General features: G+C 63.6%; 16 protein-coding genes. 3 read left to right on the top strand and 13 right to left on the bottom strand.

Annotated features, from left to right (window positions below):
* Positions 1–58 precede the first annotated feature (58 nt).
* Entirely contained in the window at positions 59–904 is an 846-nt protein-coding gene (locus ACR9YP_RS13205) for an SDR family oxidoreductase (RefSeq protein WP_438105705.1), read from the top strand.
* Between the two features lie 513 nt (positions 905–1,417).
* Positions 1,418–1,996: a MarR family winged helix-turn-helix transcriptional regulator gene (locus ACR9YP_RS13200; RefSeq protein ID WP_128936219.1), complete on the top strand. Its 579-nt coding sequence runs from the start codon at positions 1,418–1,420 to the stop codon at positions 1,994–1,996.
* A 13-nt stretch (positions 1,997–2,009) separates the two neighbouring features.
* On the opposite strand, the gene ACR9YP_RS13195 is transcribed toward ACR9YP_RS13200, so the two are convergent.
* On the bottom strand, positions 2,010–2,966 hold the full coding sequence (locus tag ACR9YP_RS13195; protein WP_438105701.1) for a hypothetical protein: 957 nt from the start codon (positions 2,964–2,966) through the stop codon (positions 2,010–2,012).
* Between the two features lie 823 nt (positions 2,967–3,789).
* Between ACR9YP_RS13195 and ACR9YP_RS13190 the strand changes: the two genes are divergently transcribed.
* Entirely contained in the window at positions 3,790–4,560 is a 771-nt protein-coding gene (locus ACR9YP_RS13190) for a response regulator transcription factor (RefSeq protein ID WP_474220113.1), read from the top strand.
* Between the two features lie 119 nt (positions 4,561–4,679).
* On the opposite strand, the gene ACR9YP_RS13185 is transcribed toward ACR9YP_RS13190, so the two are convergent.
* The 12 genes from ACR9YP_RS13185 to flgK all read right to left on the bottom strand — a co-directional run bounded on the left by ACR9YP_RS13185 (position 4,680) and on the right by flgK (position 13,536).
* The gene (locus ACR9YP_RS13185; protein WP_091879832.1) at positions 4,680–5,138 is read right to left on the bottom strand and encodes a hypothetical protein; all 459 of its coding nucleotides are present in this window, start codon (positions 5,136–5,138) and stop codon (positions 4,680–4,682) included.
* Positions 5,135–5,644, bottom strand: coding sequence for a flagellar biosynthesis protein FlgN (locus ACR9YP_RS13180; RefSeq protein ID WP_438104784.1), 510 nt, complete (start codon positions 5,642–5,644; stop codon positions 5,135–5,137). The genes ACR9YP_RS13185 and ACR9YP_RS13180 overlap by 4 nt, the downstream gene beginning before the upstream one ends.
* 41 nt (positions 5,645–5,685) lie before the next feature.
* Complete coding sequence (locus ACR9YP_RS13175) at positions 5,686–6,165, bottom strand: rod-binding protein (RefSeq protein WP_438104786.1); 480 nt, start codon at positions 6,163–6,165, stop codon at positions 5,686–5,688.
* Entirely contained in the window at positions 6,162–6,581 is a 420-nt protein-coding gene (locus tag ACR9YP_RS13170; protein WP_438104787.1) for a hypothetical protein, read from the bottom strand. The genes ACR9YP_RS13175 and ACR9YP_RS13170 overlap by 4 nt, the downstream gene beginning before the upstream one ends.
* Before the next feature lie 5 nt (positions 6,582–6,586).
* Complete coding sequence (fliR, locus tag ACR9YP_RS13165; protein WP_370988451.1) at positions 6,587–7,339, bottom strand: flagellar biosynthesis protein FliR; 753 nt, start codon at positions 7,337–7,339, stop codon at positions 6,587–6,589.
* Entirely contained in the window at positions 7,336–9,417 is a 2,082-nt protein-coding gene (gene flhA / locus ACR9YP_RS13160) for a flagellar biosynthesis protein FlhA (protein WP_128937932.1), read from the bottom strand. The genes fliR and flhA overlap by 4 nt, the downstream gene beginning before the upstream one ends.
* A gap of 70 nt (positions 9,418–9,487) precedes the next feature.
* On the bottom strand, positions 9,488–9,754 hold the full coding sequence (gene fliQ / locus ACR9YP_RS13155; RefSeq protein ID WP_027572776.1) for a flagellar biosynthesis protein FliQ: 267 nt from the start codon (positions 9,752–9,754) through the stop codon (positions 9,488–9,490).
* On the bottom strand, positions 9,751–10,173 hold the full coding sequence (flgD, locus tag ACR9YP_RS13150) for a flagellar hook assembly protein FlgD (RefSeq protein ID WP_438104791.1): 423 nt from the start codon (positions 10,171–10,173) through the stop codon (positions 9,751–9,753). Before flgD ends, fliQ begins: the two co-directional genes overlap by 4 nt.
* Before the next feature lie 15 nt (positions 10,174–10,188).
* The gene (flbT, locus tag ACR9YP_RS13145) at positions 10,189–10,599 is read right to left on the bottom strand and encodes a flagellar biosynthesis repressor FlbT (protein ID WP_474220110.1); all 411 of its coding nucleotides are present in this window, start codon (positions 10,597–10,599) and stop codon (positions 10,189–10,191) included.
* On the bottom strand, positions 10,599–10,943 hold the full coding sequence (gene flaF, locus ACR9YP_RS13140) for a flagellar biosynthesis regulator FlaF (protein ID WP_128956043.1): 345 nt from the start codon (positions 10,941–10,943) through the stop codon (positions 10,599–10,601). Before flaF ends, flbT begins: the two co-directional genes overlap by 1 nt.
* A 67-nt stretch (positions 10,944–11,010) precedes the next feature.
* Positions 11,011–12,057 carry a flagellar hook-associated family protein gene (locus tag ACR9YP_RS13135; protein WP_438104793.1) on the bottom strand — a complete coding sequence of 349 codons (1,047 nt, stop codon included), beginning with the start codon at positions 12,055–12,057 and terminating at the stop codon, positions 11,011–11,013.
* A gap of 3 nt (positions 12,058–12,060) precedes the next feature.
* Positions 12,061–13,536, bottom strand: coding sequence for a flagellar hook-associated protein FlgK (flgK, locus tag ACR9YP_RS13130; RefSeq protein ID WP_438104795.1), 1,476 nt, complete (start codon positions 13,534–13,536; stop codon positions 12,061–12,063).
* Positions 13,537–13,555 lie beyond the last annotated feature (19 nt).

Below are 13,555 nucleotides of genomic sequence, written 5' to 3'. Positions count from 1 at the left end.
TTATGAGCGGAGAGGCGCGCGGCGGCGCGACGGGAACTCCGACCAGCACGGCAGACGCATGCGGCTCTTCATTCTTGGCTTCGGCTATAGCGCCAGGCACTTCGTCCGCAGGTTCGGCGGCGCCTTCTCGCACGTCGCCGGCACCGTACGCGATCCCACCCAGCGGCATGATCTCGCCGGCGTCGAGGTGCATCCCTTTTCCGGGCGTGATCCGGATCGCACCACGGCTGAACGCATCAGCGACGCCGACGTCCTTCTCGTCTCGATCCCGCCCGGCGGTGCCGGCGATCCCGCGCTTGGGGCGTTCGGCAATGTGCTGGCAGCGGGCCGCCGCAAGGTCGTCTATCTCTCCACAATCGGCGTATATGGCGATCACGCAGGCGGGTGGGTCGACGAGAGCACGCCGCCGCAGGCTGCGCTCGAGCGCACGCAAATGCGGATCGCAGCGGAGCAAGCCTGGACGGATGCGTCAGGCGGCGATGCCGCGGTCCTGCGACTTGCCGGCATCTACGGCCCCGGCCGCAACGCGCTCGTGACGCTACGGGCGGGAACGGCCCGGCGCATCATCAAGCCGGGACAGGTCTTCAACCGCATCCACGTCGACGACATCGCGACCGCGATCATGGCCGCGATTCATCACCGAGGCGGCACCTGGAACGTGTGCGACGACGAGCCTGCGCCGCCGCAGGACGTGATCGCCTACGCCGCGCAGCTGATGGGCGTTGCACCGCCGCCCGAAGAAGCGTTCGCGACCGCCGAGATGTCGGCGATGGCCCGCAGCTTCTATGCCAGCAGCGCCCGGGTCTCCAACGCGAAGTTGAAGCGCGAGCTCGGCGTCACGCTCGCCTGCCCGACCTATCGGCACGGCCTCGATGCGCTATGGCGCGCAGGCGAAGGACGATAGGGCTCCTGAGCGACGGGAATCCCGGTATCGGCTCGCCAGGCTTTTCCGGATCTGATCGTGTGCCGGATTTAACTGCTTGGCCGCGTTGCGGCGCGATATCCATTAACCGAAAACTGCGGTTCTTCCGCCGCGGTCCATCCGGGAGAAGCCGCCAACGATCCGCGCCCTCGCGCAAATCGATGCGCTCCGTTGCAACAAATGGGCGTCATCATGGCCGGAGCGACACATCATGTTGCTCAGTCATCGCACATCGTCGTCAATCCAAGCGCGAGCCGTCGTGATTTGAATGAAATTTTCAGAGGAGTTGAGCCGAGCGATTTACTCGAAGTTTCTTTGTGACGCCCTAGTTCCACGGCCGGAAGTTCCATCTCCGGAAACCGGAGAAGGGTCTTCCCTGGCGCGAACTGCCGTCCGGCCAGGACGAAGGATCGCCCGAGTGCTTCATTCTCGTCCACCCAGATTGCGCTTACTCAGGGCTCAATTGAATAAAGCTTTATCCGACCTGGAATTGAAATGAATTTGGCTCGCGAATCGATTGAACTGTTGGAGCAGGTCGCGCGAATCCTGTGGTTCGAAGGCACCAAGCACGGATTGCGCGACCGCGAGTGGATGGCGCTGCGCTTCCTCTCTCGCGCCAACCCGTTCTCCCGGACGCCTTCGGCGCTGGCGAGTTACGTCGGCACCACGCGCGGCACCGCCTCATTCATCATCGGCGAGCTGGAGCGGCTCGGCTATCTCGAGCGGAAGCGCTCGGCCAAGGACAAGCGCTCGGTGATGCTGAGCGTGACGCAGCAGGGCAAGAAGTTCCTGGTGCGCGACCCGGTCACCGTTCTCGTCGAGGCGATTGCCGTCCTCGACGACGACGTCAAGATCCGCTTTCGCGACACGTTGCGGCACGTGCTGGATCAGTCGGACGCAGCCGAGCAGCGGCACCACACCGACATTTGCAGGCGATGCATCTTCCTCCGGGAAGATCGCACTGCCACGGACAGCAAGACGACGGTGGAGTTCAGCTGTCGCCTGTTTCGCGCACCGATCGCGGAGGCGGAAGTCGATCTGCTATGCACCAGCTTCGAGCATCACCGCCAATAGAAGACTCCATCGATCAGGGCGTTGCCTTGCGCGACGAATAGACGACACCTCCGCTGGACTCCACCACCAGACGCCCGTTCTCGTTCCTGATGTCCTCGATACGGCCGAGCCCGGGTACCTGCTGTCCCAGCACGGCCTCGATGACGCCGTTCGGGCTTTGCAGGATCGCAATTCCCTCATAGGCCTGGCGGACCGACCAGCCCTTGATCACCTTGCGCGGCGCCGACGGAGCAAGCGAGCCCGTGACCTCGGGCGCAGCGACCGAAGCCATCATCGGCATTGCCTGCGATGACGGCGGCTGCGATGCCACAGTTGCCGGCGCCGGAGCCTGGGCCTGTACCTGCGCCTGTCCTTGGGCGAGCTTGTCGAGCTTCACTGTGGAGGACGAGCTCACCCGCTCGATGCGGTCGAGGTTCTCGGCAAACCTGCCGAAGCGGTCATTGGTCGCCTTGCTGGATTGATCGACCGCGGTACGCAGGCCGTCGAGATTTTCGGACACGCCCGACACCTGCTTGCGCAGTTGCGCGACCGTCTCGCGCAGATTCCTGATCTCCGTGTTGGCCGCAACGTTGCTCTGGACGGGCTGCGTGGTGGTGAGATAGGCGATCACGCCGGTGCAGGCGCAGACCACCAGAATGGCGGCGACCGCCAGTGTCGCGAGCGGCGCGACCCATGTCGGGCGCGGCGGCGGCGGCTTGGCCACGATCACGGCCGGCTTGATCACGGTCGGGGCCGGTTTCGGTATCGCCATCTTGTCGAGGCGCGCCTTGGCGCGAATACGCTTCAGCCCCTCGAGCGCTTCTTTCGCCAAAGCTTCATCGCTCGCCGCAGCCGAGACACGCTTTGCGTTCGCTGCGGGCTTGGTTGTTCGTGCCGCATTGTCCTTTGTATCGCGCGCCTCTGGCGCCGGCTTCGCCGCCGCGGAAACATCAGCGCTCGCGTTGGGACGAGCTTGTCCATCGGACAACATTTTGGAAATGCTCCGTTCGGTTCGATCTGTCGAACGGCAACGTTATGTGTCGAAGCTTGCCTGAACCGTGCGCACCGAAAAACTTTTCATGGCGCGCGATGCGACGTCAGATGAGTCGAACACGTCATGCACGTGGCAAGAGTGCGACTCGAAAGACACACCCTCGCCAAGATTTCGCCAAGCTGGAGTCTCGCCGCTGTACATGAGTCGAATTGTCGCATGTGGAAACGGGGTGATGGGGATCAATCCCGGGTTGAAAACCCCTCAATTTGCATGACGAGCAGCATCACCCAAAACGGCTGTAATTATACGGGGATGCGGAACTTTAGGAATGCCACGGCGCAAAACTAGTTCAACATCCAAATCAACTGATACGTTTGAATATACCAAGAAACAACTCGAAACGAACCAACAGCATCAAGCACACGTAGCAATCGCTTTGTGGCGCACGCTTGATCGGAAATGGGCAATCGTTACGGTCCTAATCAAGTGATTCTCGTCAGTTGGCGAGGAGATCGACACAGTTCAGTAGTGTTCGGACGCGATGAGCAACTTGGCGCAACTGTTCTAGGTCGTTTCTCAATCCGCTCCGCGAGGTGATCCGTCAGACACCCGCCGAGCCTCACGCAGTAAGCGTTCAGTATCGAGTCGAAGTAGCAGGCCTGCGAGACGCAGGCACTGAATGCGTAGGGCTGCCCGCGAATATCGGAACCATAACAACGATACGCGGGAAGGAATGTCGTCAAACAGCATCGTTGCCGAGCCGGGGCATCACAATAACCAACCGGGCGCGCAACAAGTGCGAAACAGGGGCGAAAGACTGATGTATATTATCGTTGATGATCGCGAGAGCGTCGCGAACAGCTACGTCGGAGGGCTCGTTCGCGAAGGTGTATCGTCGATCGGGTTCTCCTCCGGAGAATTCTGGGACTGGCTGCAATCTGCGAGTGAATCGGATCTGGCGGCGGTGGACGCCTTCCTGCTCGGGGACTGCGATGCCCGCGGAAGCCTGCCGCGGGCGATGCGCAAGCGCTCCTCGGCTCCCATCATCGCCATGAGCGGCCAGAAGATGCTCAAGAACACGCTGGAGCTGTTCGAGTCCGGCGTCGACGACGTCGTGCACGTGCCGATCCACCTGCGCGAAATCCTCGCCCGAACGGCGGCGATCGCGCGCCGCCGGGTAGGCGAACTGCCAAGGCCCTGCGAGACCAGGATCCAGGTCTTCTTCAACGGTCGTGACCCCGAGATCGCGGGCCACGCCCTCACCCTGCCCCGCCGCGAACTGCGCATTCTCGAATATATGGTGAGCAACCACGGCAAGTGGATCACCAAGACGCAGATCTTCAACGCGGTCTATGGCATCTTCGAGTCGACCTTCGACGAGAGCGTGATCGAGAGCCACGTCAGCAAGCTGCGCAAGAAGCTCCGCGACCGCCTCGGCTTCGACGCGATCGTGGCCCGGCGCTACGTCGGGTATCGCCTCAACATCCCGGCCGGCGAGACGATCGACGTACCGATGCAGGAGCTCGACGAGGTCGGCATCCTCCTGAACAGGGCGCACGCCGTCCCGGCAGCGTATTCGGCAGGTAACTAGCGCGGCAAGACAGCGATACGAAGGCGGCCTTCGCGGAGATATCCCCGCGGAGGCCGGAGTGTTCTGAAGGCTGACGGAAGTGGCAGGAATGCCGCCGAAGCACAGCAGCGAAGAGCGAGCTAGGGCTTCTGCTGGAATTCTTCCTTCGAAACGTAGTTGAAGTCCTCAACCAGGACGTCCTGGACCACGTCGGCCTGCATCCGCTCGTTGACGCGCTGCTTGATGGCCGTCGTGAGGACCGAGAGGTCGTAGCGGGCGAGCTTCCTGAAATCGAGCCGATCGTCGGCATAGATCCTGCGGAAGGCCTCGTCGACGACGAACGGCTCCGGCGGAACGCTGAGCTGGTGCATGGTCCGCGCCTCAACCGTGTAGACGAAGCGCGCGACGATGTAGCCCTGCACGTTGCCGTTCTCGACCATGGGCACGCTCAGCGCCCGCGTCTTCTGATATTGCAGCCCGTCGAGATATTCGTCTTTCGCCGGCAGCAGGCTGCCGTTTTCCTTCCAATAGGCCACGGCGTAGCTCGTGCCTGCGGTGAGGATGCATACCCAGAGCCCGGCCAGCACCAGTCTGATCATTTTCCATCCTGTGTTGCGCGGCCGGTATAGGTGCCGTCCGACTCGGCATCCTTGATCGCCTTGACGATGACGGTCGCGACCTCGCGCACTGCGTCGTAATGCATTTCGAGGACGGAGCGATTCCGCTCCAGCTTCTCGCGCAACCGCTGGATCTCCTCGGTGATCTCGATCTCGCCGCCGAGATGCATCCGTGCCCGCATCAGGCGGACGAATTCGAGCATGCTCCGGCTCTTGCGGGCGCTGAAATCGTCGAAATCGATCTTCCTTCCGGCCGCGAGCGCTGCCGTCTCCTCCTCGACGATGCTTTCGAGCCGGCGGATCGCCGCCAGCAGGCCGCGCATCTCATCCGATCTCGCCGCGTCAGTGCCCTCGATCACCGCCTCGCCGCCGGGATTCGGCAGGAGCACGGGCAGCAGTGCATCGCCTGCTGCTGTTTCCGTCGTCGCCTCGATGTCCGCGACCGGCTGTTCCATCACCAGGGCCGCCGCGCCTTGTTGTGCCTGCATAGGAAATTCACCCTTCAACTTCTGTCACCATTCCCGGATCATCATCCGGCCTTCCCCGTAACGTCCGGTCCTGCCGGATGCGCGGCAGCGAGCTGCCTGGCGATGCCAATGCCCTTGCCCTTGGCCAGCTGGCTACCGAGCTGCTCCGCCAGCATCGACTTCCAGACGCCGCCGGCCGTGCCCTTGCCGAAGACCTCCTCCGACTCCTTCGGCAACATCGTCTCGACGAAGGTCTGGAGGATGAAGGCTTCGAACTTCCGGTACACCTCGCCGGAGGCCGGCGCCTTGATCACCTGCACCGGAGCGCCGTTCACTGCACCCGACTGTGCTTCGGAAATCTTTGTCGCGGATTGATCGGCAGCAGCCGCCTTGGCCTTGCCGACCTCCACCTCCATCGTGGCGGCGAAATCGGCGTCCGATGATTTCAGCGCACCGAGCTTCGCGGTGGCCGCGCGCTGCGCCACGGGGTCGGCGGCTTCGAGGACGTCGAGAACGAGGTCGGGTGTCGCTGTCACGATCATGTCTTGTTCCGGCTGGCTGGCCACGGCGTCCACTCGCGCACGGCTGGGCTTGTGCCCGTCATTTCCTCGAGCGATCGCTTCTCCGCGTCGCGAAGCTTGTCGGCGAGCGCTGCTTTCGCAACCTGCTCGAGCTGTTTCACACGGCGGCTCTCCGAGCGAACCAGGTCGAGCTGCTGCGATGCCTGCGCCTGAACCGCGCGGGCGCCGACGCTCATCCTGTTGAGGCGTCGCGCGATCGATTCGCTTGATGATCCCGCCGGCGGCTTCCCTTCGTTGAGGGCCCCGACCAGCCATTCCTGCTCGTCCTGCAGGCTGCGCTCCTGCTGGCGCAATTGCGCAAGCTGCCATTCGGACAGCCGGAGCTGGAGCTTCACCAGCGAGACCATCCGACCGAGCTTGTCCGCGCGCGACGTCATGACCATCACTCCGCCAGCCATGACGAGACGCCGAGCATGAACTGCGTCAGCAGCTCGTCGCTGGTGAGATAGAGCAGCAGGAAGCCGCCGAACAGCACGAAGGGCACCGAGATGAAATAGACCGGTATGGCCGGCGTCAGCTTGTTGATCAGGCCGACCGCCAGGTTGACGATGACCGAATAGACGATGAAGGGGCTCGTGATCCGCAGCGTCAGCACGAACGCTTCCGAGAGGCGGCCGACGAGCTGGTCGAGCGCCATGCTGCCGCCGAGCCTGTTCCCGGGATGCCAGAGGTCGTAGGAGTTCATCAGCCCGCGCAGCACCTGCCAGTGCTGGTCGGTCATGAAGAACAGCGTGGTGACGGCCGCCATGATCAGCGGCACCAGGGCCGGCGCCGGATCGGTGTCGCCGACCGGCGTGCCCGGGATGTTGCTCAGTCCAATCGCGCTCGCCATCACGGTCGCCATGGTCTGGAGCGCGAGGAAGAACACACGCCCACCGAGACCGATGACGCTGCCGACCACGAGCTCGGAGCAGATCAGGAGCGCGAGCGTCAGCGGCGCCGCGTTGTCCGTGAGCGGTTTCAGGACCGCGATCAGGATCGGCGTCAACGCGAACGTCGTGACGAGCGCGACGAACAGGCGGACCTGGGCCGGAACATTGACGCTGGAATAGCCGGGCACCAGCATCAGGCAGGCGCCGATGCGACAGAACACGATGAACGTCACCAGCACGCTGTCGGCGAGGCCACTGATCACGATACGGCTCCGAGCGCCCTGATTTCGGCGCTGCGCGCGACTTCGACATGCGACAGGATCGGCAAGGTCGGGAACACCCGCTCCAGGATCATCCGGACATAGGGACGGGCTTCGGGGGTCACGGCCAGCACCACGCTGGTGCCGTTCTCGGTGAACTTGCGGATCGCCGCGCTGGCTTCGGTCGCGAACTGCTCGATCAGGCGAGGATCGGCGTCGAACTCGACGACATCGCCCTTGCCGTCCCGCTTCAGGCTCTGATGGAACGCCAGGTCCCAACGATTGCCGAGGCGGACCACGTTCAGCACGCCGTTGTCGGAGAGGTCGCCGCAGATCTGCTGGGCTAGACGCGTCCGCACATGCTCTGCGACCTGCTCGGAGCGCCGCACATGCGGCGCTATCTCGGCGATCGCCTCGAGGATGAGGTGAAGGTTGCGGATCGACACGCGCTCGGCGAGTAGGATCTTCAGAATCGCCAGCAGCCCCGAATAGGAGATCTGCGACGGGCAGAGATCTTCGACCAGGCGCTTGTATTCCGGATCGAGCCGGTCGAGCAGGGCGCGCATGTCCTTGTAGGACAGGAGTTGGGCGAGATTCGCCCGGATCACCTCGCTGAGATGGGTGAGCAGCACCGACAGATTGTCGACCGGCTTGCAGCCCTGCCGCTTGACTTCGTCGGTGAAGGCCTCCGTCACCCACAGCGCCTTCATGCCGAAGGCAGGTTCGATCACCTCTTCGCCGGGGACATCGGGCTTTCCGTCCTTGTCGACCAACACCAGCACCTCGCCGAGCCTGAGCTCGCCATGGGCGACGCGCGTGTCGTGGATTCGGATCTGGTATCCCTTGGGATCGATCGACAGATTGTCGCTGAGCTTGATCTCCGGAATCACGAAGCCGTACTGCTTGGCGAACTTCTTGCGGATCTTGGCGACGCGGTGCGCGAGCTCGGTACGCGAGCCCAGGAGATGGACCGAAAGGTGGCCGCCGAGCGCCAGCTCGATCTCCGCGGTCTTGAGCTGCTCCTTGACGGATTCCTTGGCGTCGGCCTGCGCACGTTCGTCGGCCTTGCGCGCATCTTCCTTCTGCTTCAGCGCTGCCTGCCGCTTCGGCAGCGAATAGCCGACGAAGGCCATGACGCCGCCGAGCAGCACGAACGGCGCCATCGGCAGCCCCGGCATCAAGGCGAGCACGAACATCATCAGCGCGGCGGCGGATACCGCGCGCGGATAGCTGCCGAGCTGCCGCAGCACGGCCTGCTCCGCCGACCCCCTGGTGCCGCCCTTGGAGACCAGGAGGCCTGCCGACAGCGACACGATCAGTGCCGGCATCTGCGACACCAGGCCGTCGCCGACGGAGAGTTTCGTGTAGACGTCGGCGGCACGCGACAGCGTCAGCCCGTGATGAGTGACGCCGATGATGATGCCGCCGAAGATGTTGATCGCGGTGATGATCAGGCCGGCGATGGCGTCACCACGGACGAATTTCGAGGCACCGTCCATGGCGCCGAAGAACGCGCTCTCCTCTTCGAGCTCGCGGCGCCGGCGCTGGGCCTCCTTGTCGTCGATCAGGCCCGCCGACAGATCTGCGTCGATCGCCATTTGCTTGCCGGGGATGGCGTCCAGGGTGAAGCGGGCGCCGACTTCGGCGATACGCGTCGCGCCCTTGGTGATCACGACGAAATTCACCGTCACCAGGATCGCGAAGATGATCAGGCCGATGACGAAGTCGCCGCCCATGACGAACTTCGAGAATCCGGCGACGACGTATCCCGCGGCCTGCTCGCCCTCCCCGCCCCGCGACAGGATCAGGCGCGTCGTCGCGACGTTCAGTGCCAGACGCAGGATCGTCGCGATCAGCAGCACGGTCGGAAAGGCCGAGAAGTCGAGCGGTCGCTGGATCCACAGCGCGACCATCAGGATCAGCGCCGAGAGCGCGATGGAGAAGGCGAGGCCAAGATCGATCAGGATCGGCGGTATGGGCAGGAACAGGATCGTGAGCATGGTCACGATACCGCCCGCGAAGAAGGCGTCCGCCCCGAGGCGGCGCGGGCTTGGCAGGCTAGCAGCTAACGTATCGGCCATGGGTCACCGGCAGAGGATCCGCCCGGTAATCTGCCGTGCAAAGCTTACGCGAGGGTGGTGGCCTCGGGGATCAGAAGCCGTGCTCGATCCGCGAATAGACCATCTCGGTGAAGGTGGAGAGATGCGCCCCGATGAACGAGCCGGAGACGGCGACGACCAGGAGAATGACGATGATCTTCGGGACGAAGGTCAGCGTCACCTCCTGGATCTGGGTCAGGGCCTGGATCAGTGCAATGACGGTGCCGACGAGCATTGCGGCACCGACCGCGGGCCCGGAGGCGACGATGATGGTCCAGATCGCGGCCTGGACGATATCGAGGGCGTCCCGCTCGTTCATGATTGGCTGATGGTGAGCCCGGGCCCGACGGCAACCTTCGTGCCGTTCTCGAGGGTCGCGATGGAGCCGTCGCTGTTGATGGAAACCGAAGCGACCTTGCCGCTGAAGCTGGCGCCGGTCGAGTCGGTGAAGCTGACGGTCTTTCCGATCAGCCCGTTGGCCTGCGACAACGACTGTGAGGACAGCAGCGCATCCAGCTTCGAATTGGTCTGCATGGCCTGCTCGACCGTCGAGAGCTGCGCGAACTGGCTCATATATTGCGAGGTGTCCATCGGATTGGTCGGATCCTGGTTCTTCATCTCGGCGACGAGCAGCTGAAGGAAGGTGTTGTAGTCGACGCTGTTGCTCGACGTGGCCGTGGTGGAACTGGTCGAACTGGAGGACTTGCCGGTCGTGTCGGTCGCGCTGGTGACGTTCATCTAGCTTCTCCGCTGTCAGGCAGCCTCGAATGGGGTATGGGTGGTGGCGCCGGCCAGGATCGCCTGCTCCACCGGGAACAGCGCCCGGATCCGCTTGAGCGCCTCGAAGTATCGGGTCGTCTCGACCAGCTCGTCGACCGCGGCAAGTCCGTCGAGCATCTCGCGGTTCTCGCACACCGCAAGCAGAGCCGCGTGATGCTGCACGTAGAGCGCCGACGCATCCCGGACGTCGGTCGGGTTCATCAGCATGAGCTGCACGATGAAATAAAGCTGCCGCATCGCCGTGGTGGCGTCGGACGCCTGCATGACCTGCCCTTCGAGCAGGAACATTACGTCGTTGACCAGCTCGACGGAGACCTTGCGGTCCACGCGCAGCACCGCGCCGTTGATGTAGATCCGTTCGCCCGCCCGCAAGGAGATCTTCATCAAAGAGCGTCTCGGATCAGGCGGTTGATTTCAATGAGCTGCATCACGTCGTTCGATTTCTCTTCGCGAAGGCGGTCGGCTTCCTTGACGACCCACAGGCCGATCGAGATGATGTCGGCCCGCAGCTTGTCCGGCAGTCCGTTCTCCGGATGCGAGAGATCCTCGATGAAGATCGTCCACAGCCGCCGGACATAGAGCAGGCTCTCGACCAGATCCTCGAGGCGGAATCCGCCTCGCTGAATCCGTTCGAGCCGGTCGATGCCGAGGCTGAGCGCCTGCCGCTCGCGGCCCCGCGCCTCATGGCCACTCTCGTCGACGACCGCTTCATAGGCTTCAAACGTCATCAGAACCACTCTGCACGGGAGACCGAATAACAAGACAAGGTTGCGAGCCTTAGCAGCGAACTTTAGCTCAGAGATAGTTGATGAGGCTGATCTTCTGGAGCTGCGAGGTGAGCGCGAGCGCCGTCTGGATCTGGGTCTGCAAGGTGTTGACCCGGACCGACGCCTCGGTCGGGTCGACCGCCTCCATCTTGACGATCTGGTCGTTGAGGATGTCCTTCTGGATCTTCAGCTTCTCGGTCGCGCCGGTGACGCGTTGCTGGATCGAGCCGACCGTGCCCCCGAGCACGGCGAGATCGTTGATCGCACCGCTGACGAGGCTGATGGCCTTGTCGACGACGACCTGGAACGTATCCTTGCTCAGGCTCGTGTTTCCGAGATCGGTGAGCATGGTGTAGGCCTCGGCCAGCTTGCGGAAGCCGGGCTGGTTGGCGCTGACGGAACTGTCGACGACCTCGGTCGTGGAGATGCGGCTCGACAGCGTCTGGTCGGTCGCCGACGACCAGTTGGTGTTCCAGGCCGGGCTCGCGAACTCGGTGTCGAGGGTGTTGTCGAGAAAGTTCTGCATCTGCGCCGGAGTGATGGTGCTCACGCTGGCCGAGGACTGCGCGAAGCCGAAGCTCGCGAGGAAGTCCGCGTCGACCTGGTTCTTGCTGGCCGAGCCGGCGGTGTAATTCGTGACCGGCTGGGTCTGCGTATTGATGCCGCCGAACAGGTACGAGCCGTTATAGGAGACGTTGAGCGCGCCGATGAGATCCTGGAGATTGGCGGATGCGCTCGGCAGGATGATCCGCGCACCGCTGTCGGCGTCGCGGGCGGCGATCAGGTTCTTGAGGAAGTCCGACGCAGTCGTGCCGAGCTGGGTGATCCGGTTCTGCGTCACGTCAAGCCGACCCGCGACGAGCTCGTTGGTATCGACGAGCTGGTCGGCGAAGTTGAATTCGGCGCGCAAGCTCACGTCGCGGCCCGTGCCCGTGCCGAGCTCGAGGCCGACGTCCGCGAAGCGACCCGTGGTCGCCTCCTTCGAAGCCTTGCTCAGCGCGCTCTGATTGTTGGTGATCGATGACCTCAAGGACGAAGACAGCATCAAGGTCGAGATGTAGTTCGCGCTCATCATGACTTAATTCCCCACGGCAGCCAGCAGGCTCTGCAACATCTCATCGACGGTGGAAATGATCTTCGACGATGCCGAATAGGTGCGCTCGACCTGGAGCATCAGCGACATCTCGTCGTCCATGTTGACGCCGTTGACGTTGGACAGCGCCGCGGTGCTGCGGTCGAGCAACGTGTTCTGGTACTGGACGCTGTCGTCCGCGGCCTTGCGCTGGCTTTCGATCCAGCTCGCCGAGGAGGACGCGAATTCGATCACGCTGCCGCTGGGCTTGCCCTGCGCCGTGGCGTCGAATGGCTGCGGCGCGTCCATCTCGTTGATGAGCTGCTGGAGCCGCGCCGAGAAGCCGGCATTGCCGGTCGTGTTGTAATTATAGGCGGCGTTGCCGCTGATCGCGCCGTCGCGTAGCAGGTTCGGGTTGCCGCCCGAAGCCGGATCGACCGACGCGGCAACACTGATCGTGCCGGCAAGACCGACCGAAATGGTGGCGCTCGCGGGCATCGCGGGCGCGCCGGGATAGGTGAAGAGGCCGGGCACGTCGGGCAGCGCGGCGCCGGACTGGTCGACTTCCTTGAAGGCGTCGATCAGACCGCGCGCGATTTCGTCAAGCTGGCTCTGATACGTGACCGTGGCGTTGTCGCGCAATTCGGCGAGCCCCGCGAGCTTGCCTGTCTTGAGCGGCATCACGGAATTGGCACCGGTGACCGGGACGCCGTCGATATAGACCGCATTGCCCGTGGTGCCCGGCGTATAGACGTTGGTCGCCGTGAAGCTCACCGTTCGCGCCGTCTTGTCGAACAGCACGACGCCGCTGTCGGTGTAGAGCGCCGCATCACCGTTGGCGCGGAGCGACATCGAGACGCCGACCTCCTGCGACAGCTTCGAGACGATGCTGTCGCGCTGGTCGAGGTAGTCGGTGACGTCGTCACCGGAGATCGTCCCCCTCACGATCGCGGTGTTGACCTTGTCGAACTGGGTGAGGAGCTGATTGATATTGGCGACCGACGTCGCCATGTCGGCGTCCGCGCCTTCGCGGACCGATTGCACGGTCTTGGTGGCCTGGTTGAGCGCGGTCGCCATGTCCTTGGCGGAGGTCACCGCGGCCTGCGCCAACGTCGCGTTGTCCGTCGAGTTCGCGTATTGCTGGAGCGCCTGCTTCAGCTTGGTGAGCTGGGCGGTCGGCGACTGCTCGAGCTCGGGATCGTCCACCGTCGAGGTCGCGATCTTCTGGAGACCGTCATAGATCGCGCTCTGCTTGGCGGACGCCGACGTCGCGGTCAGGACGTTGGTGAAAAGGCCGCCGCTGGCGGCTCGCTGGATCGCCGCGACATAAACACCGGCATTGGGAAGATTATCCAGCACGGCGATCTTGCGCGAATAGCCGGCCGTGCTGGCACCGGCGATGTTGCGCGAGATCGTCGACGACTGGATGCCCGACGCCATGAGCGAAGCGCGAGCGGAGTCGAGAGCGGCGGTAAGGGACATGATTTGCTCTTGCCCGGGA

The sequence above is a fragment of the Bradyrhizobium sp. BR14999 genome (assembly GCF_056106085.1).
This window is presented reverse-complemented; position numbering and strand designations above follow the sequence as displayed.

Excerpts from the sequence above, each read along its gene's own strand:
- fliQ (WP_027572776.1), bottom strand. The coding sequence starts at position 9,754 with ATGAACGAGCGGGACGCCCTCGATATCGTCCAGGCCGCGATCTGGACC.
- flgK (WP_438104795.1), bottom strand. The coding sequence starts at position 13,536 with ATGTCCCTTACCGCCGCTCTCGACTCCGCTCGCGCTTCGCTCATGGCG.
- ACR9YP_RS13135 (WP_438104793.1), bottom strand. The coding sequence starts at position 12,057 with ATGATGAGCGCGAACTACATCTCGACCTTGATGCTGTCTTCGTCCTTG.
- ACR9YP_RS13180 (WP_438104784.1), bottom strand. The coding sequence starts at position 5,644 with ATGCAGGCACAACAAGGCGCGGCGGCCCTGGTGATGGAACAGCCGGTC.
- ACR9YP_RS13195 (WP_438105701.1), bottom strand. The coding sequence starts at position 2,966 with ATGTTGTCCGATGGACAAGCTCGTCCCAACGCGAGCGCTGATGTTTCC.
- ACR9YP_RS13170 (WP_438104787.1), bottom strand. The coding sequence starts at position 6,581 with ATGACGTCGCGCGCGGACAAGCTCGGTCGGATGGTCTCGCTGGTGAAG.
- flgD (WP_438104791.1), bottom strand. The coding sequence starts at position 10,173 with ATGAACGTCACCAGCGCGACCGACACGACCGGCAAGTCCTCCAGTTCG.
- flaF (WP_128956043.1), bottom strand. The coding sequence starts at position 10,943 with ATGACGTTTGAAGCCTATGAAGCGGTCGTCGACGAGAGTGGCCATGAG.
- ACR9YP_RS13185 (WP_091879832.1), bottom strand. The coding sequence starts at position 5,138 with ATGATCAGACTGGTGCTGGCCGGGCTCTGGGTATGCATCCTCACCGCA.
- ACR9YP_RS13205 (WP_438105705.1), top strand. The coding sequence starts at position 59 with ATGCGGCTCTTCATTCTTGGCTTCGGCTATAGCGCCAGGCACTTCGTC.
- flhA (WP_128937932.1), bottom strand. The coding sequence starts at position 9,417 with ATGGCCGATACGTTAGCTGCTAGCCTGCCAAGCCCGCGCCGCCTCGGG.
- ACR9YP_RS13190 (WP_474220113.1), top strand. The coding sequence starts at position 3,790 with ATGTATATTATCGTTGATGATCGCGAGAGCGTCGCGAACAGCTACGTC.
- ACR9YP_RS13175 (WP_438104786.1), bottom strand. The coding sequence starts at position 6,165 with ATGATCGTGACAGCGACACCCGACCTCGTTCTCGACGTCCTCGAAGCC.
- flbT (WP_474220110.1), bottom strand. The coding sequence starts at position 10,599 with ATGAAGATCTCCTTGCGGGCGGGCGAACGGATCTACATCAACGGCGCG.
- ACR9YP_RS13200 (WP_128936219.1), top strand. The coding sequence starts at position 1,418 with ATGAATTTGGCTCGCGAATCGATTGAACTGTTGGAGCAGGTCGCGCGA.